Genomic DNA, 16,274 nt, shown 5'->3' with positions numbered 1-16,274 from the left:
ATCCGAGGATGGCTCGGCACCTGATCACCAGCGCCCTTCCGTACATCAACGGGATCAAGCACCTGGGCAACATGGTCGGGTCCATGCTCCCGGCGGACGTCCACGCCCGGTACCTGCGCCGACGAGGGCACGAGGTGCTGTTCATCTGCGCCACCGACGAGCACGGCACGCCCGCCGAACTGGCCGCCCAGGAAGCCGGGTTGCCCGTCGCGGAGTTCTGCGCCCGGGCACACGACGCGCAGCGGGCGGTGTACGAGGGCTTCGGGCTCTCCTTCGACCACTTCGGCCGCAGCTCCTCGCCGCAGAACCGGGAGATCACCCAGGAGATCGCCCGCGAGCTGCAGCGCAACGGCTTCATCGAGGAGCGCGCGATCCGCCAGGTGTACTCCAACGCCGACGGCCGCTTCCTGCCGGACCGCTACATCGTCGGCACCTGCCCGCACTGCGGCTACGACAAGGCCCGCGGCGACCAGTGCGAGAACTGCACCCGGGTGCTCGACCCGACCGACCTGCTGGAGCCGCGCTCGGCGATCAGCGGCAGCTCCGACCTGGAGGTCCGGGAGACCCGCCACCTGTTCCTGCTCCAGTCCAAGCTCACCGAGGAGGTCGAGGACTGGGTCGCCGCCCACGCCGACGACTGGCCGGTGCTGGCCTCCTCGATCGCCCGCAAGTGGCTGACCGAGGGCCTCCAGGACCGCTCGATCACCCGCGACCTGGAGTGGGGAGTCCCGGTGCCCGCCGACGTGTGGCCCGAACTGGCCGCCGAGGGCAAGGTGTTCTACGTCTGGTTCGACGCCCCGATCGAGTACATCGGCGCCACCAAGGAATGGGCGGACGCGGCCCCGGCCGGGCAGCTGCGGGACTGGAAGTCCTGGTGGTACGAGGTCGACGAGACCGTCCGCTACACCGAGTTCATGGCCAAGGACAACGTCCCGTTCCACACCGTGATGTTCCCGGCCACGCTGCTCGGCTCGCGCCGACCGTGGAAGAAGGTCGACTACGTCAAGGCCTTCAACTGGCTGACGTACTACGGCGGGAAGTTCTCCACCAGCCAGAAGCGCGGCGTCTTCACCGACGTCGCGCTGGAGCTGCTGCCCGCCGACTACTGGCGCTACTTCCTGATGGCGCACGCGCCCGAGTCGGACGACTCCAGCTTCACCTGGGACCTGTTCGCCTCGGTGGTCAACAAGGACCTCGCCGACACCCTCGGCAACTTCGTCAACCGGGTGCTCTCCTTCAGCCGCAAGCGCTTCGGCGACGACGTCCCGGGCGGGCACGCGCCGGGGCAGGCCGAGCAGCGCCTCGGCGAGCAGGTCGCCGCGCTGCTCGCCGAGTACGAGGCCCAGCTGGACTCGCTCAACTTCCGCAAGGCGGCGCAGGCCCTGCGCGCGCTGTGGAGCGCGGGCAACGCGTACCTGGACGAGAAGGCGCCCTGGCTGCAGGTGAAGACCGACCCGGAGGCGGCGGCGCTGACCCTGCGCACCGCGATGAACCTGATCCACCTGTACGCGGTGGTCTCCGAACCGTTCATCCCGGCCACCGCGGCGGCGATGCGCGGGGCCTTCGCGCTGCCCGAGGACTCCCCGGCCGCCACCCGGGACTGGATCGCCCCGCAGGAGGCGCGGGCGCTGGACCTGGTGCCGGCCGGGACGGCGTTCACGGTGCCGCCGGTGCTGTTCGCCAAGATCACGGACGAGGACCTGGCGGCCTGGACGGCGCGCTTCGGCGGCTCGGCGGGCTGACCGGTGTGAACGGCCCCGCGGCGGCGGGGCCCGGCCGATTTCCCGTTGCCCCGGCCGGTCTGCGGTTGCCACGATCCTTCGATGACGACCTTCACCGGCCCCGACGGCACCCCACTCGGCTACCGCGTCCTCGGCGAGGGCGAGCCGCTGCTCGTCCTCGCCGGCGGCCCGATGCGCGACGCCGCGTACCTCGGCGACCTCGGCGGCCTCGGCGCGCACCGCGCCCTGCACGTCCTCGACCTGCGCGGCACGGGCCGATCGGCGCGCCCGGCCGACCCGGCGGGCTACCGGGTCGACCGGCAGGTGGCCGACGTCGAGGCGTTCCGGGCGCACCTCGGGCTCGACCGGGCCGACCTCCTCGCCCACTCCGCCGGCTGCTCGCTCGCCACCCTGTACGCACTGCGGCACCCCGGGCGCACCGGCCGGCTGGTGCTGGTCACGCCCAGCCTCCGGATCCTCGGCGGCACCGCCACCGAGGACGACTACCGCGAGGCGGCCGAGGCCCGCGGCCTCGCCGACGAGGAGTGGTACCCGGCCGCCCGGGCCGCCGTCCGCGCCGCCTTCGCCGGCGGCACCGCCGACCCCGGCGCCGTGGCACCGCTCTTCCACGGCGACTGGAACGCCACCGCCCGCGCCCACGAGGCCGACTGCGCCGTCCAGAGCCACCCGGAGGCCGCCGCGGCGTACCACGGCGGCGGCTTCCGGCCCGCCGCCGTCCGCGCCGCCGTCGCCGAACTCCCGGTGCCGACGCTGCTGTTGGCCGGCGAGTACGACCCCGACCCGCGGCCCGGGGCGGTCCGCGCCGCGGCCGCGCTGTTCCGCCACGCCCGTGCCGCCGTCCAGCCCGGCGCCGGCCACTACCCGTGGCTCGACGATCCGGCCGCCTTCACCCGTACGGTGGCCGCCTTCCTCGCGGGCTGACGCGGCGGGCCGTCGGGTCTCCGGCCGTACGGTCGCGGGCCGTACGGTCGCCAGCTGTACGGTCGAGGACCCCGCGGCCGCCGGATCAGTCCCGGCGAGCCGTGTGGACGGTCATCGCGGAGAGGTAGAAGGCGTCCGGACGGTGCAGGATGCCGGTGGGGGCGTCCTCGGCGAGCAGTGCCTCCAGGGTGGCCCGGTCCTCGGCGTCGAGCTGCTCGGCGAGCTGGTCGTGACGCCGGGTCAGCTGGGTGTGCAGGTAGCCGCGGACGGGCCCGGCGAGCGGGGCGGGGTGGTCGACCAGGAAGGTGCGGGTGCCGGTCGGGGTCAGTCCGGCCCGCCGCAGCATGGCCGGCCAGTCCTCGATCTCCTGGGTGCTGCCGGGCAGTTCGGCCCGCATGGCACTGAAGCCGTCCTCGTGGGCGGCGTCCATCCGGGCCTGGAAGCCGGGCCGGCCGAGGCCGAAGTCGCGCGGCAGGTAGCGCGCCGGCAGGCCGCTCTCCGCGACGGCGAGCAGACCGCCGGGCCGCAGCACCCCGGCGAGCGAGGTGAGCGCGGCCTGCTGGTCGCCCAGGTGGTGGACGGCGTTGCCGGACCAGATCAGGTCGGCCTCGCCGAGCTTGCCGAACTCCTCGGGCAGGTCGGCCTGTTGGGTGCCGAGCCGACCGCCGGAGCGGGTCCGGGCGCGCTCCAGCAGGGCGGCCGACTGGTCGACCGCCACCACCTCGGCCGCCGGGAAGACCTCCGCCAGCAGTCCGGCGATCACCCCGGGGCCGCTGCCGACGTCGAGGACCCGCCGCACCTCGCCCTCCCCGTGCAGGCCGAGCAGCCAGCGTCCGGCCTCGGTGACGGCGCCGGCCCGCAGGTCGGCCTCCAGCTCCAGGTGCGCGGCGAGCGCGTCCCAGTCGAAGTCGGCGGCGGGAACGTGCCCGTGGCCGTGGGAGTGCCCATGGGAGTGGGAGTGGCCGTGCCCGTGGGAGTGGCCGTGCTGCTGCGCTGACATCCGGATTCTCCGATCGTGGGTGGGTTGACGAAAGCTTCCCGCTCAGGCGGGCAGGGCGGCGCCGGACGCGCGGTACGTCCGCACCGCCCGGTCGAGCTCCTCGGCCACGAGGTCGTGGTCGAGCGCGAAGGCCGCCGCCGCGCCCATCCCGGCGGCGGTGACCACCTGGGCACGCGGGTCGGCGACGTTGCCGACCGCCCAGACGCCGGGGAGGCTGGTGCGGCCGGTCCGGTCGGTGGTGACCCAGCCGTTGTCGTCCCGGGCGCAGTCGAGGCCGAAGAGCAGCGCGTCCCGGGGCACCGGCCACGGGAAGACGAACACCGCCTCGCGCGGCACCACCTGCCCGGTGGCGAGTTCGACGCCGCGCAGCCGCCCGTCGTCGGACACCAGGCGGACGATCCGGCCCTCGACCACCCGGACCTCCCGGGCCGCGAGCCGTTCCCGCTCGGCGTCCGTCAGCGCCAGGGTGTGCGCGAGCAGCACCACGTCCGCCGACCACTGCCGCAGCAGCAGCGCCTGGTTGACCGCCCCCGGGCCGGTGCCGAGCACTCCGAGCGGGCGGTCGCGGACCTCCCAGGCGTGGCAGTACGGGCAGTGCAGCACGTCGTGGCCCCACCGCTCGACCAGGCCCGGCAGCTCCGGCAGCCCGTCCCGCAGCCCGGTGGCGACGACCACCCGGCGCGCGTGCAGCACCGGCCCGCCGGCCAGGTGGACCACGAAGCCCGACCCGGCGGACCCGGCCGGCTCGGCGGACTCGATCCGATCGCTCTGCTCGGCCGACTCGATGTGATCGCTGTGCTCGACGGACTCGATGTGCTCGACCCGGGCGTCGATCAGGTCCACCCCGTACCGGGCGACCTCCTCCCGCCCGACCGCCAGCAGCGCCGCCGGGGGCATGCCGTCCCGGCTCAGGTAGCCGTGCATGTGGGCGGCGGGCGCGTTGCGCGGCTCGCCGGCGTCCACCACGGCGACCCGGCGACGGGCCCGGCCCAGCACCAGCGCGGCGTTCAGCCCCGCCGCTCCGGCGCCGACCACCACCACGTCGTAGCGCTCGCGTTCCCCGATCCCGGTCGTCCCGGGTGTCCCGGTCGTTCCTGCCGTCCTGACCGTTCCTGCCGTCCCTGCCGTCTCGCCCATGGCGCTCACCTCCACCGCCAGGCTGCGGCCCGCCCTACAGCATCGGCAAGCTTTGTTGCCGCCTCAGCAAACCACTGCGAGGTCACCCCCTCGTCCGCCGCCAGTACGACCGGGCGGCCACCGCCAGCGCGACCCCGTACCCGGCGAACCCGCACATCCCGACCCAGGAGATCTCCAGCGCGCTCTGCTCACTGGCGAACTCCCCCAGCCTGATCCGCGCCACCCCGGCGGTGCACAGCGTCAGGTAGCCGATCCCGACCACCCCGTACGGCGCCAGCGAAGCCGCGCCCAGCAGGGCCGGGGTGAGCGGCAGCCAGCGCGGCACCCGGCGGCCGCGCAGCGGCAGGGTCCAGCGCGGGAAGACCTGCCCCCACGGGCGGACCAGTCCCCAGAGCAGGAACACCCCGAGCAGCGCCAGCAGCACGGTGCCGTCGAGGCCCCGGCGTTCCAGGGCGAGCCAGAGCCCGGAGGAGCCGTTGCGCACGTAGCTCGCGTACATCTGGTCGCCGCTGATCCCGGCGAAGCTGCCGCCGAACGCCCAGATCAGCTTCATCAGCACGTACGGAACGAACGCCAGCGTGCCTGCCCAGGCGGCGAGTTGGATGATCGGCGGGGCCGCTGCGGGAGCCGGCGCCACCCGTTCGGCCCGGCCGCCCGGGCCGCCGCGGGCACCGGGCCGCAGCCCCGGGGCGGTGCGGGCCAGCAGCACCGCCCCCACCGCCGCCAGGGTGCGCTCCACCGCGTCGGGGACGCTGTCCACCCGCTGGCCGAACAGCAGCGTCACCAGGTCCATCAGCAGGCCCCAGGCCCCGACCGCGGCCGCCCCGCACACCAGCCACAGCAGCCACCACAGCCCCCGCACCGGCGTTCGCCGCACCACCGCCACGCCGGCGGCCGCCGAGGCGAGCCCCACGGCGGCCACCACCCACCCCGGCCAGTCCGCCCCCAGCAGCCGCGTCCCGCCCAGCGCGCACCCCAGCCCGAACCCGGCGTACCCGAGGCCCCAGCCGGTCACCGCCCACCCGTTCCTCACCATGCCGACAGGCTCGCCCGCGCCACCCCCGCCGCTCCTCCCCCGGTGCGGTGATCCGGCTCCCCCACCCGAGGGAGCCGAGCCGCGTTTGCGCTGGAGTGCACTCCAACTCCTAATCTCTGACACGCAACTGATCGCCAACCAGGGGGAACGGCCATGCGCTACCGCGTTCTCGGCGGCACCGGCATCGAGGTGAGCACCTACTGCCTCGGCACCATGATGTTCGGCTCCGTCGGCAACTCCGACCACGACGACTGCGCCCGGATGATCGGCACCGCGGTCGACCGGGGCATCAACTTCATCGACACCGCGGACATGTACTCGGCCGGCGAGTCCGAGGAGATCGTCGGCAAGGCACTGGCCGCCCGTGGCGACCGCGACGAGATCGTGCTCGCCACCAAGGTGCACTTCCCGATGGGCGAGGGCCACAACCGGGGCGGCAACTCGCGGCGCTGGATCGTCCGCGAGGTCGAGGAGAGCCTGCGTCGGCTGCGGACCGAGTGGATCGACCTGTACCAGGTCCACCGACCGGACCACACCACCGACATCGAGGAAACCCTCTCCGTCCTCGGCGACCTCGTCCGGGCGGGCAAGATCCGCGCCTTCGGCTGCTCCACCTTCCCCGCCGAGCAGATCGTGGACGCCCACCACGTCGCCGAGCGCCGCGGCCTGCAGCGCTTCCGCACCGAGCAGCCGCCGTACTCGCTGCTCGCCCGGGGCGTGGAGCGCGAGGTGCTGCCCGTCGTCCAGCGGCTGGGCATGGGCGCGCTGACCTGGGGCCCGCTCGCCGGTGGCTTCCTGACCGGCCGCTACCGCAAGGACCGCCCGATCGACCTCAGCCGGGGCCGGGCCGCCCTCCACCCGCACCGCTTCGACCCGGAGCTGCCCACCACGGCGGCCAAGCTGGAGGCCGTCGAGGCCCTCACCGCCCTCGCCGAGGAGCTCGGCCGCACCCTCCCCGAGCTGGCCACCGCCTTCCCGGCGGCCCACCCGGCCGTCACGTCGGTGATCATCGGCCCGCGCACCGCGGCGCAGCTCGAATCGGCCCTCAAGGCCGCCGACCTGGTCCTGGACGACGCCACCCTCGACCGCATCGACGCCATCGTCCCGCCCGGCACCGACCTCTACCGGGCCGACGGCGTCTGGCAGCCCCCGGCCCTCACCACGCCGGCCCTGCGCCGCCGCCCGGTGTCCGACCGCCCCGCGGCCTGAGCCCCGGCCCTCCCCCTCCCCGTCTCTGCCCGCCTTTCCGGCCTTCGCCCGCCCGTCCGCCCGTCCGCCCGTCCGCCCGGCCACGACGGCCGGGCGGGCCGGAACTCACCCCCTCGGGGCGGCGAAGCAGTGGACGGTGACGGTGCGTCCGGAGGCCCACTGCTGGTCTCCGCCGCCGAGGTGGGTCCAGCCGAGGCGGCGGTAGAGGGCCACGGCGGCGGTGTCGGTGGCGAGCACGTCGAGGACGGGGTGCAGGCCGAGCGCCCGCCCGTGCGCCACGGCGCAGGCCAGCAGCCGGGCGCCGACCAGGTGGCCGCGCGCCCCGGGGGCGACGTAGAGCCGGCCGATCACGGCGGTGAGCTCCGGGCGGCCGCCGGTGCGCCCGCTCCACAGGACGGGAGCGAGGTCGCCCGGAGCGCTGCGGGCCAGGCCGACGTGCCCGCTGAGCCGGCCGTCCGACTCGGCGATCCAGGCGGCGAGCAGGCCGTCCGGGGTCAGCCAGGCGGCGGGGCGGTCGGGCCAGTCGGCGGGATAGCCGTCGACGGTGTGGACGTCGCCCAGCACCCGGACGCAGTCGGCGAGGTCGTCGGCGCGGCGCGGTCTGACGACCACCCCCGCCCCGGCCTGCCCTGGTTCGGACGCGACGACGGTGGCGCGTTCTTCGAGGTCTGCCATGCCGGTACGTTACCGGCCGGCCCTCACCGTCGCAGCAGGTCGACGACCCCGGTCAGGTCCTCGCCGCCGCCACCGGCCTCCAGTCGGCGCTCCATCAACCGGAAGTACGGTTCGAGGAGTTCGGCGCTCACCCGCTGCTCCTCGGCGGTGCGCAGCAGCGTCTCCTTGCCGGCCACCTGCATCGCCAGGTTGGACACCACGTCCCGGGCGTAGTCGCCGCTCTCCAGCTGCGCCGCCGTCCTGGCCACCGAGCCGGACATCGCGGCCAGCCAGTCGCCCAGCAGCGGCGCCAGCCCGCTCGGCGCCACGGCCTCGCCGCGGACCAGCGCGAAGGCGTGCGCGATCCCGGCGAACATCCCGTACATCCCGCTGAGCAGCGCCACGTCGTGCAGCGCCGCGTACCCGGCGTCGGCGCCCACGTAGCGGGTGCCGGCCGGGACGGCGAGGGCGCCCCCGTGCTCCTCGAACAGCTCGGACGAGCCGCTGTAGAACACGTACGCCCCGGCCGCCGGGACGCCGATCATCGGCGGGACGGCCATGATCCCGCCGTCCAGGTAGCGGGCGCCGCGCTCCTCGGCCCAGGCGGCCCGGGCACGGGCCTGCCCGGGAGTGCTCGTGACCAGGTTGACCAGGTCCTTGCCGGTCAGGTCGACGCCGTCCAGCGCCGCCGGCACGGAGGCGTCGTCGAGCAGGCAGACGACGACCAGCCGGTTCGCGGCGACGGCCCGCGCGACGGTGGCGGCGACGGTGGCGCCGCGGGCGGCGAGTCCGTCGGCACGGGCGGCGGTGCGGTTCCAAACGGTCAGCGGGTGCCCGGCGGCGAGCCAGGCCTCGGCCAGCGCGGTGCCCATCGCGCCGAGGCCGAGCAGGGTGAGCGGGGTCCTGGGGGTGTTCTCAACGGGGTTGGTTGCCATGGCAGTCAGCCTCCGCGCCGGCCCCGGAAACGATCAAGTACGCACTTCGAAGTGGGTGGTTACCCTGGGGTGAGCATCGAGCTGGCAGGGGCCGGAAGGGGTGGGCATGGCGATCGTGTCGAGGCCTGGGGCGCACGTCTGCGGGACCGACGCCGCGATGGACGTGATCGGCGGCAAGTGGAAGGTGTCGATCCTCTGGGCCCTGGGCGAACGCCCGCACTGCCGCTTCGGCGAGCTGCGCCGGCTGCTGCCGGGGATCACCGAGAAGGTGCTGGCCGCGCACCTGCGCGAGATGGAGGCGCACGGCATCGTGCACCGGGAGGCGTACGACGAGGTGCCGCCCCGGGTCGAGTACGCGCTGACCGGGGCGGGGCACCGCCTGAACACGGCGCTGGGGCCGCTGGGGGACTGGGGGCGGGAGCACGTCCTGGGCGAGGCGCCCCGCCCGGCGTAGCCTCGCCCGGCGCAGCGCGGCCCCGGCCTACGCGATCGCGGCCTACGCGATCGCGGCCGACACCACCGCCGCCACCGCGATGTTGCAGGCCGCGGACACCCACACCGCCGGGTGCGGCTCCGGATCGACCAGGATCTCGCCGAGCCTGCCCGGCGTCAGCAGGTCCACCAGCCAGAACGCGACGGCCATCAGCACCAGCCCGAGCAGGCCGTAGCAGGCCGTCGACACCAGGCCCTTGGCGAAGTCGGCATAGGTGTACATGATCGCGGTGAAGACGATGCCGCCGATGCCGAGCAGGGCGGAGCTGAGCAGGACGGCGGCGTTGCGGTTGCGCTCGACCCAGATCTGCCGGCCGAGCTTGCCGGGCGTCAGCAGGTCGACCAGGCCGATGCCGAGGAGCAGCAGCACCACGCCGAGGGTGCCGTAGGCCGCCGCCGCACCGAGCCCGTGCAGGATGTCGTTCATCGTGGTTCCAGCCCCCGGTCCGCTCACGCCGTCCCCCGCGACCGTGCCGGTCGGGGCCCCCGACCTGCCTGGTCAAGGGTTGGCAAAAGATACCCCACCCGGGTGAGGGGCGGACCGGGGGCCGGGAAACCGGGGACGGGTCAGTCCTCCTCCCGCACCAGGTGGTCGACGCAGGCCGCGACGGCCAGCAGCAGACCGGCGTCCGCACCGTCGGCGATCTCCACCCCGTAGGTGTCCCGGATCCGGAACCACTTGCGGCTGATCCGGGCCAGCTCGTCGCCGTGCCGGTTCTCGATCCGGTAGTCCTTGTCGATCAGGTTGCCGTGGATCTTCAGCTCGCCGCCGGAGGCCAGCTCCACCAGGTACTTGTCCCGGAACGGGGTGAACAGCTTCTCCCGGACGGTGGCGACCACCTCGCCGTCGGCGTCCTCGATCCTCATCGCGTCGCGGACGGCGAGCATCTTCTCCCTCACCACCGCGACCACCCGCCCGTGCGCGTCCTTCAGCTCGAAGGTGTCCCGCAGCCGCAGGACCTTGCCGTCCACCAGGAACGCCTTGTGCCCCCGGTCGTCCTCGATCCAGTAGTCGTCGCCGACCGCGAACAGCTTCTCCCTGACCAGATACCGCACCGTGCGACCTCCTCCGTGTTGACGTCGCCCCATTCGACCCCGAGCGCCCGGCCGCGGAGAAGCACCGCCACGGAGCACCGGCCGAAAACCCCGTCGCACGGCGGCCCCCGATCCCCTTCAATACCGCCATGCACCCCGACCTCACCAACGGCCTCACCAGCGGCCTCACCAGCGGCCTCACCACCGCCGAGCTGCGCAGCGAGCGCCTCGACCTGCTGCCGATCGCCCCCGGGCACGCCGAGGAGCTGGCGGCCGCGCTCGCCGACCCGGCCCTGCACGCCTTCACCGGCGGCCGCCCGGCCACCGTCGAGGAGCAGCGCGCCCGCTGCGCCCGGCTCGCCGCCGGCTCCCCCGACCCGGCCGAGGCCTGGGGCAACTGGGTGCTGCGGCTGCGCGCCGACGGCGCCCTCACCGGCTACGTGCAGGCCACCGTCCGCCCCGACGCCTCCGAGGCCGAGGTCGCCTGGGTGGTCGGCACCCCCTGGCAGCGCCGCGGCCTGGCCACCGAGGCCGCCCGCGCCCTGCTCGCCCACCTCGCCGCCGCCGGCGTCACCACCGCCGCCGCCCACATCCACCCCGACCACCACGCCTCCGCCGCCGTCGCCCGCGCCCTCGGCCTGCGCCCCACCGCCCGCACCCAGGACGGCGAGACCCGCTGGCAGTCCGATCTCACCCGGCACGCCCGGAATGCGGGCACCCGGCGTGCGGTTTGATTGACGCATGGCATCTCGTGCACGTGTACGCGCCCCCGAGCTGGTCGGGGCAGGCGGTTGGCTGAACACCGGCGGCAAGGAGCTAGCGCTCGCCGACTTCCGGGGCAAGATCACCATCCTGGACTTCTGGACCTTCTGCTGCATCAACTGTCTGCACGTCCTGGACGAGCTGCGGGAGCTGGAGGAGAAGCACCGCGACACCGTGGTGATCGTCGGGGTGCACTCGCCGAAGTTCGTGCACGAGGCCGACCACCAGGCGGTCGTCGACGCCGTCGCCCGCTACGAGGTGCACCACCCGGTGCTGGACGACCCGGCGCTGGTGACCTGGAAGCAGTACGCCGTCCGGGCCTGGCCGACGCTGGTGGTGATCGACCCGGAGGGCTACGTGGTCGCCCAGCACGCCGGCGAGGGCCACGCCCACGCGCTCGCCCGGCTGGTCGAGGAGCTGGAGGCCGAGCACGCCGCGAAGGGCACGCTGCGCCGCGGCGACGGCCCGTACGTGGCGCCGGAGCCGAGCGCCGGGGACCTCAAGTTCCCCGGCAAGGCGGTCCGGCTGCCGAACGGCCACTTCCTGGTCGCCGACTCCGGCCACCACTCGCTGGTCGAGCTGGCCGAGGACGGCGAGACGGTGGTGCGCCGGATCGGCGACGGGCAGCGCGGCCTGGTGGACGGCGACGGCGCGGACGGCGCCGGCCCGCGGTTCAGCGAGCCGCAGGGCCTCGCGCTGCTCCCCGAGGGCCACCCGTACGACTACGACGTGGTCGTGGCCGACACCGTCAACCACGCCCTGCGCGGTGTCCGTCTCGCCGACGGCCGGGTGACCACCCTGGCCGGCACCGGCCGCCAGTGGTGGCAGGGCTCGGCCACCGAGGGCCCGGCCCGCGAGGTGGACCTCTCCTCGCCGTGGGACGTCGCCTGGTTCGACGGCCGGGTGTGGATCGCGATGGCCGGCGTGCACCAGCTGTGGTCGTACGACCCGGCCGCCGGCACCGTCGCGGTCGCGGCCGGCACCACCAACGAGGGCCTGGTGGACGGGCCCGCCGCCGAGGCCTGGTTCGCCCAGCCGTCCGGCCTCGCGGTGTCGGCGGACGGCGAGCGGCTCTGGGTCGCCGACTCCGAGACCTCCTCGCTGCGCTGGGTTTCACGTGAAACAAAGGCGGTCCGCACCGCCGTCGGCAGCGGCCTGTTCGACTTCGGCCACCGCGACGGCGCGGCCGGTCAGGCACTGTTCCAGCACCCGCTGGGCGTCACCGTGCTGCCGGACGGCTCGGTGGCCGTCGCCGACACCTACAACCACGCGCTGCGCCGCTACGACCCGGCGAGCGGCGAGGTCAGCACCCTGGCCACCGACCTGCGCGAGCCCTCCGGGGCGGTCCTGGTGGACGGGGACATCGTGGTGGTCGAGTCGGCCCGGCACCGGCTGACCAGGCTGCGGCTGCCGGAGGAGGCGGTGCAGGTCGAGTCGGTGGCGCACCGCACCCGGCGCGCGGCCACCGAGGTCGCCCCGGGCGCCTTCCGGCTGGACGTGGTCTTCGAGGCGCCGAACGGCCAGAAGCTGGACGAGCGCTACGGCCCCTCCACCCGGCTGCTGGTCAGCGCGACCCCGCCCGAGCTGCTGGTCTCCGGCGCGGGCGCGGACACCGACCTCTCCCGTGAACTGGTGCTCTCCGCCGAGGTCACCGAGGGCGTGCTGCACGTCTCGGCGATGGCCGCCTCCTGCGACGACGACCCGGAGATCGAGTACCCGGCCTGCCACGTGCACCAGCAGGACTGGGGCGTGCCGGTGACGCTGGTGGCCGACGGCGCCCGCCGCCTGCCGCTGGTCCTCGCCGGGATGGAGTAACACCGGACGACGCGCGGCTTCGCGGAACGGCGCGGAACGACGCGAAGGGGCCCGGCGGACGACCGCCGGGCCCCGCTCGCCGCCGTTCTCAGCCCTCCAGGAAGGCCTTGAGCGCGCTCGCCAGCAGGTACGGGTCCTCCGCCCCGCACAGCTCGCGCGCCGAGTGCATGGAGAGCGCCGCGATGCCGCAGTCCACCGTCCTGATGCCCAGTCGCGCCGCCGTGATCGGGCCGATCGTCGTCCCGCAGGGCATGGCGTTGTTGGAGACGAAGCTCTGCCACGGCACGCCGGCCTTCTCGCAGGCGGCGGCGAACACCGCCCGGCCGACGCCGTCGGTCGCGTAGCGGTTGTTGACGTTGACCTTGAGGATCGGCCCGCCGTTCGGCATCGGGTGGTGGCCCGGCTCGTGCCGCTCGCTGTAGTTCGGGTGGACGGCGTGGCCCATGTCCGAGGAGAGGCAGACGGTGCCGGCGAGCGCCCGGGCCCGGTCCTCGGTGGTGCCGCCGCGCGCGTGGATCGTCCGGTCCATGACGTTGCCGAGCAGGGGGCTCTGCGCGCCGGTGTCGGACTCGCTGCCGGTCTCCTCGTGGTCGAAGGCGGCCAGCACCGGGATGTACGGCAGGTCGGCGGCGCCGTCGGCGGTGGCGACGGCGGCGAGCGCGGCGGTGGCCGCGTGCACCGAGAGCAGGTTGTCCAGGCGCGGGGCGGCCAGCAGCTCGCGGTCGCGGCCCAGGTAGGAGGCGGGCTGGACGTCGTGGGTCATGAGGTCCCAGCCGACCACGTCGGCGGCGGCCAGACCGGCCCGCCCGGCGACGTAGGAGATCAGCGCGCCCTCGTCGACCGGGCCGAGGCCCCAGATCGGGGTGAGGTGGCGCTGCTTGTCGAGCTTCATGCCCTCGTTGACCTGGCGGTCCAGGTGGATGGCGAGCTGCGGGACGCGCAGCAGCGGCTCGTCCAGCTGGACCAGCCGGACGGTGTCGTCCTTGAGCGCGAGCCGGCCGGAGAGACCGAGGTCGCGGTCCAGCCAGGTGTTCAGCGGGACGCCGCCGTAGATCTCCACCGCGACCTGCCGCCAGCCCTCGGAACCGGTGTCCGGGACGGGCTTGACCCGCAGGTTGGGCGAGTCGGTGTGGGTGCCGACGATCCGGAACGGGGTCTCGGGGCCCGCCCCCTGCGGCAGGTACCAGGCGATCAGCGCGCCCCCGCGGATCAGGTAGCGCCCGCCGGCCGCGTCGTCCCACGCGTCCGTCTCGGCGACCTGCCGGAAGCCCGCCTTCTCCAGCCGCTCCGCGGCGCTCGCCACCGCGTGGTACGGCGAGGGCGAGGTGCCGAGGAACGCGATCAGGTCGTCGCTGTGCGTCCGGTCGAAAAATGCCTGGCGGGCGGCGGTCGACATACTGCTCCTGGGTCGAGTGAGGGCCGAAGCCGGATGGGGAGTCGACTTCGCACCTGAGCATATGCCCGTACACGGACACGGCATTCGGAACGCCTCAACCGCGAACCGGCCCGCGCGGCCGGTGGTTTCCGTCCTCCGGACCGCGGCCGCGGACACACCGAAGGGCCCGGTGGCAGCCGGGCCCTTCGGTGCGAGGGTGTGTCAGGCGGTTCGAATGCCGGGAGGCGTCCCGCACGGCGCGCCCCGGGAAGGGCGGTGGCGGGTGGCCCCGGGACGGGTGGCCTAGAAGGCCTCCTCCGCCAGCTCCATGATCTCGTTGTCGATGCCCTCGGCGATCAGTCGCTGCGGGGCGACGGTCGGCAGGACGTTCTTGGCGAAGAAGCGGGCCGCCGCGACCTTGCCCTGGTAGAAGGGGACGTCCTTCTCCGAGGCGCCGGCCTCCAGCTTGGCCAGGGCCACCGCGGCCTGGCGCAGCAGCAGCCAGCCGACCACGACGTCGCCGGAGACCATCAGCAGGCGGGTGGTGTTGAGGCCCACCTTGTACATGTTCTTGACGTCCTGCTCGACCGAGGTCAGGTCGGCGATCAGCTTGCCGACGATGGCCTCCAGGTCGCCCGCGGCCTTGGCGAGCAGGTCGCGCTCGGCGGCCAGGGCGTCGCCGCCCTCGGCGGAGCCGATGAACTTCTGGATCTGCTCGTTCAGCGCGGTGAGCGCCTGGCCGCCGTCCTTGACGATCTTGCGGAAGAAGAAGTCCTGGCCCTGGATCGCCGTGGTGCCCTCGTACAGGGTGTCGATCTTGGCGTCCCGGATGTACTGCTCGATCGGGTACTCCTGGAGGTACCCGGAGCCGCCGAAGGTCTGGAGCGACTGGGCGAGCTGCTCGTAGGACTTCTCCGAGCCGTAGCCCTTGACGATCGGCAGCAGCAGGTCGTTGAGGCGCTCGGCGGCCTCGTCGCTCTCGCCGCGCAGCTTGGCGGCCATCATGTCGTCCTGGGTGGACGCGGTGAACAGGACCAGCGCGCGCATGCCCTCGGCGTAGGCCTTCTGGGTCAGCAGCGAGCGGCGCACGTCCGGGTGGTGGGTGATGGTGACGCGCGGGGCGGTCTTGTCCAGGAACTGCGATATGTCGGCGCCCTGCACGCGCTCCTTGGCGTACTCCAGGGCGTTCAGGTAGCCGGTGGAGAGGGTGGCGATGGCCTTCGTGCCGACCATCATGCGGGCGAACTCGATGATCTTGAACATCTGGCGGATGCCGTCGACCTTCTCGCCGAGCAGCCAGCCCTTGGCCGGGTGCTTGGCACCGAAGGTCATCTCGCAGGTGTTCGAGGCCTTGAGGCCCATCTTGTGCTCGACGTTGGTGGCGTAGACGCCGTTGCGCTCGCCCAGCTCGCCGGTCTCCCAGTCGAAGTCGAACTTGGGGACGATGAACAGGCCCAGGCCCTTGGTGCCCGGCTTGCCGCCCTCGGGGCGGGCCAGCACCATGTGGATGATGTTCTCGGACATGTCGTGCTCGCCCGAGGTGATGAAGCGCTTCACGCCCTCGATGTGCCAGGAGCCGTCCTCCTGCTGGATCGCCTTGGTGCGGCCGGCGCCCACGTCGGAGCCCGCGTCGGGCTCGGTGAGGACCATGGTGGAGCCCCACAGGCGGTCGGTCATCCGCTTGGCGACCTCGAGCTGCTCCTCGGTGCCCTCCTCGGCGATGACGCCGGCGAAGGCCGGGCCGGAGGAGTACATCCAGATGGCCGGGTTGGAGCCCAGGATCTGCTCGGCGAAGGCCCAGATCAGCGAGTTCGGGGTGACCTGGCCACCGATCGACTCCGGGATGCCCAGACGCCACCACTCGGCGTCCATGAAGGTCTGGTAGCTCTTCTTGAAGGTGGCCGGGACCGGCGCGGTGTTGGTCTCCGGGTCGAACACCGGCGGGTTGCGGTCGGTGTCGGCGAAGGACGCCGCGAGGTCGTTCTCGGCGAGGCGTGCGATCTCGCTGAGGATGTTCTTCGCGGTCTCGACGTCCATGTCCGCGAACGGTCCGGTGCCGTACACCTGCTCGCGGCCGAACACCTCGAAGAGGTTGAACTCCACGTCCCGCAGGTTGGACTTGTAGTGACCCATGGCCGTTATCTCCGGTTCGTCGCTTCCG

General features: G+C 73.8%; 15 protein-coding genes. 6 read left to right on the top strand and 9 right to left on the bottom strand.

What is annotated here, in order from left to right:
* Nucleotides 1-8 precede the first annotated feature (8 nt).
* Both metG and ACGFSC_RS34270 read left to right on the top strand, forming a co-directional pair.
* A complete protein-coding gene (gene metG, locus ACGFSC_RS34275; RefSeq protein WP_359897987.1) occupies nt 9-1,742 on the top strand; it encodes a methionine--tRNA ligase in 1,734 nt (577 codons plus the stop codon).
* Nucleotides 1,743-1,823: 81 nt separating this feature from the next.
* Entirely contained in the window at nt 1,824-2,663 is an 840-nt protein-coding gene (locus ACGFSC_RS34270; RefSeq protein WP_359897988.1) for an alpha/beta hydrolase, read from the top strand.
* Between the two features lie 85 nt (nt 2,664-2,748).
* Here ACGFSC_RS34270 and ACGFSC_RS34265 read toward each other — a convergent pair whose 3' ends face one another.
* The 3 genes from ACGFSC_RS34265 to ACGFSC_RS34255 all read right to left on the bottom strand — a co-directional run bounded on the left by ACGFSC_RS34265 (nt 2,749) and on the right by ACGFSC_RS34255 (nt 5,836).
* Complete coding sequence (locus ACGFSC_RS34265) at nt 2,749-3,663, bottom strand: class I SAM-dependent methyltransferase (protein WP_359897989.1); 915 nt, start codon at nt 3,661-3,663, stop codon at nt 2,749-2,751.
* Between the two features lie 42 nt (nt 3,664-3,705).
* The gene (locus ACGFSC_RS34260) at nt 3,706-4,800 is read right to left on the bottom strand and encodes an NAD(P)/FAD-dependent oxidoreductase (RefSeq protein WP_359897990.1); all 1,095 of its coding nucleotides are present in this window, start codon (nt 4,798-4,800) and stop codon (nt 3,706-3,708) included.
* An 82-nt stretch (nt 4,801-4,882) separates the two neighbouring features.
* A complete protein-coding gene (locus ACGFSC_RS34255; protein ID WP_359897992.1) occupies nt 4,883-5,836 on the bottom strand; it encodes a hypothetical protein in 954 nt (317 codons plus the stop codon).
* Nucleotides 5,837-5,989: 153 nt separating this feature from the next.
* On the opposite strand from ACGFSC_RS34255, the gene ACGFSC_RS34250 reads away from it, so the two are divergent.
* Entirely contained in the window at nt 5,990-7,045 is a 1,056-nt protein-coding gene (locus tag ACGFSC_RS34250) for an aldo/keto reductase (protein WP_359897994.1), read from the top strand.
* A gap of 105 nt (nt 7,046-7,150) precedes the next feature.
* On the opposite strand, the gene ACGFSC_RS34245 is transcribed toward ACGFSC_RS34250, so the two are convergent.
* Nucleotides 7,151-7,720, bottom strand: coding sequence for a GNAT family N-acetyltransferase (locus tag ACGFSC_RS34245; RefSeq protein WP_359897996.1), 570 nt, complete (start codon nt 7,718-7,720; stop codon nt 7,151-7,153).
* A 23-nt stretch (nt 7,721-7,743) separates the two neighbouring features.
* Nucleotides 7,744-8,634: an NAD(P)-binding domain-containing protein gene (locus ACGFSC_RS34240; protein WP_359897998.1), complete on the bottom strand. Its 891-nt coding sequence runs from the start codon at nt 8,632-8,634 to the stop codon at nt 7,744-7,746.
* A gap of 106 nt (nt 8,635-8,740) precedes the next feature.
* Between ACGFSC_RS34240 and ACGFSC_RS34235 the strand changes: the two genes are divergently transcribed.
* Nucleotides 8,741-9,088 carry a helix-turn-helix domain-containing protein gene (locus ACGFSC_RS34235; protein ID WP_359898000.1) on the top strand — a complete coding sequence of 116 codons (348 nt, stop codon included), beginning with the start codon at nt 8,741-8,743 and terminating at the stop codon, nt 9,086-9,088.
* Nucleotides 9,089-9,130: 42 nt separating this feature from the next.
* On the opposite strand, the gene ACGFSC_RS34230 is transcribed toward ACGFSC_RS34235, so the two are convergent.
* Together ACGFSC_RS34230 and ACGFSC_RS34225 are read right to left on the bottom strand one after the other, a co-directional pair.
* A complete protein-coding gene (locus ACGFSC_RS34230; protein ID WP_359898002.1) occupies nt 9,131-9,553 on the bottom strand; it encodes a DUF350 domain-containing protein in 423 nt (140 codons plus the stop codon).
* A 140-nt stretch (nt 9,554-9,693) separates the two neighbouring features.
* Entirely contained in the window at nt 9,694-10,182 is a 489-nt protein-coding gene (locus ACGFSC_RS34225; protein WP_359898003.1) for an LURP-one-related family protein, read from the bottom strand.
* A 128-nt stretch (nt 10,183-10,310) separates the two neighbouring features.
* Here ACGFSC_RS34225 and ACGFSC_RS34220 point away from each other — a divergent pair, with 128 nt between their 5' ends.
* Nucleotides 10,311-10,895: a GNAT family N-acetyltransferase gene (locus ACGFSC_RS34220; protein WP_359898004.1), complete on the top strand. Its 585-nt coding sequence runs from the start codon at nt 10,311-10,313 to the stop codon at nt 10,893-10,895.
* 7 nt (nt 10,896-10,902) lie between these two features.
* The gene (locus ACGFSC_RS34215) at nt 10,903-12,738 is read left to right on the top strand and encodes an NHL domain-containing thioredoxin family protein (RefSeq protein WP_359898005.1); all 1,836 of its coding nucleotides are present in this window, start codon (nt 10,903-10,905) and stop codon (nt 12,736-12,738) included.
* Nucleotides 12,739-12,826: 88 nt separating this feature from the next.
* On the opposite strand, the gene ACGFSC_RS34210 is transcribed toward ACGFSC_RS34215, so the two are convergent.
* Together ACGFSC_RS34210 and ACGFSC_RS34205 are read right to left on the bottom strand one after the other, a co-directional pair.
* The gene (locus ACGFSC_RS34210; protein WP_359898007.1) at nt 12,827-14,134 is read right to left on the bottom strand and encodes a M18 family aminopeptidase; all 1,308 of its coding nucleotides are present in this window, start codon (nt 14,132-14,134) and stop codon (nt 12,827-12,829) included.
* 282 nt (nt 14,135-14,416) lie between these two features.
* Nucleotides 14,417-16,246: an acyl-CoA dehydrogenase gene (locus tag ACGFSC_RS34205; RefSeq protein WP_359898008.1), complete on the bottom strand. Its 1,830-nt coding sequence runs from the start codon at nt 16,244-16,246 to the stop codon at nt 14,417-14,419.
* Between the last annotated feature and the right edge of the window lie 28 nt (nt 16,247-16,274).

Source organism: Kitasatospora sp. NPDC048715 (assembly GCF_043198905.1).
GTDB lineage: Bacteria > Actinomycetota > Actinomycetes > Streptomycetales > Streptomycetaceae > Kitasatospora > Kitasatospora lactacystinica.
This window is presented reverse-complemented; position numbering and strand designations above follow the sequence as displayed.

Excerpts from the sequence above, each read along its gene's own strand:
- metG (WP_359897987.1), top strand. The coding sequence starts at position 9 with ATGGCTCGGCACCTGATCACCAGCGCCCTTCCGTACATCAACGGGATC.
- ACGFSC_RS34270 (WP_359897988.1), top strand. The coding sequence starts at position 1,824 with ATGACGACCTTCACCGGCCCCGACGGCACCCCACTCGGCTACCGCGTC.
- ACGFSC_RS34265 (WP_359897989.1), bottom strand. The coding sequence starts at position 3,663 with ATGTCAGCGCAGCAGCACGGCCACTCCCACGGGCACGGCCACTCCCAC.
- ACGFSC_RS34260 (WP_359897990.1), bottom strand. The coding sequence starts at position 4,800 with ATGGGCGAGACGGCAGGGACGGCAGGAACGGTCAGGACGGCAGGAACG.
- ACGFSC_RS34255 (WP_359897992.1), bottom strand. The coding sequence starts at position 5,836 with ATGGTGAGGAACGGGTGGGCGGTGACCGGCTGGGGCCTCGGGTACGCC.
- ACGFSC_RS34250 (WP_359897994.1), top strand. The coding sequence starts at position 5,990 with ATGCGCTACCGCGTTCTCGGCGGCACCGGCATCGAGGTGAGCACCTAC.
- ACGFSC_RS34245 (WP_359897996.1), bottom strand. The coding sequence starts at position 7,720 with ATGGCAGACCTCGAAGAACGCGCCACCGTCGTCGCGTCCGAACCAGGG.
- ACGFSC_RS34240 (WP_359897998.1), bottom strand. The coding sequence starts at position 8,634 with ATGGCAACCAACCCCGTTGAGAACACCCCCAGGACCCCGCTCACCCTG.
- ACGFSC_RS34235 (WP_359898000.1), top strand. The coding sequence starts at position 8,741 with ATGGCGATCGTGTCGAGGCCTGGGGCGCACGTCTGCGGGACCGACGCC.
- ACGFSC_RS34230 (WP_359898002.1), bottom strand. The coding sequence starts at position 9,553 with ATGAACGACATCCTGCACGGGCTCGGTGCGGCGGCGGCCTACGGCACC.
- ACGFSC_RS34220 (WP_359898004.1), top strand. The coding sequence starts at position 10,311 with ATGCACCCCGACCTCACCAACGGCCTCACCAGCGGCCTCACCAGCGGC.
- ACGFSC_RS34215 (WP_359898005.1), top strand. The coding sequence starts at position 10,903 with ATGGCATCTCGTGCACGTGTACGCGCCCCCGAGCTGGTCGGGGCAGGC.
- ACGFSC_RS34210 (WP_359898007.1), bottom strand. The coding sequence starts at position 14,134 with ATGTCGACCGCCGCCCGCCAGGCATTTTTCGACCGGACGCACAGCGAC.
- ACGFSC_RS34205 (WP_359898008.1), bottom strand. The coding sequence starts at position 16,246 with ATGGGTCACTACAAGTCCAACCTGCGGGACGTGGAGTTCAACCTCTTC.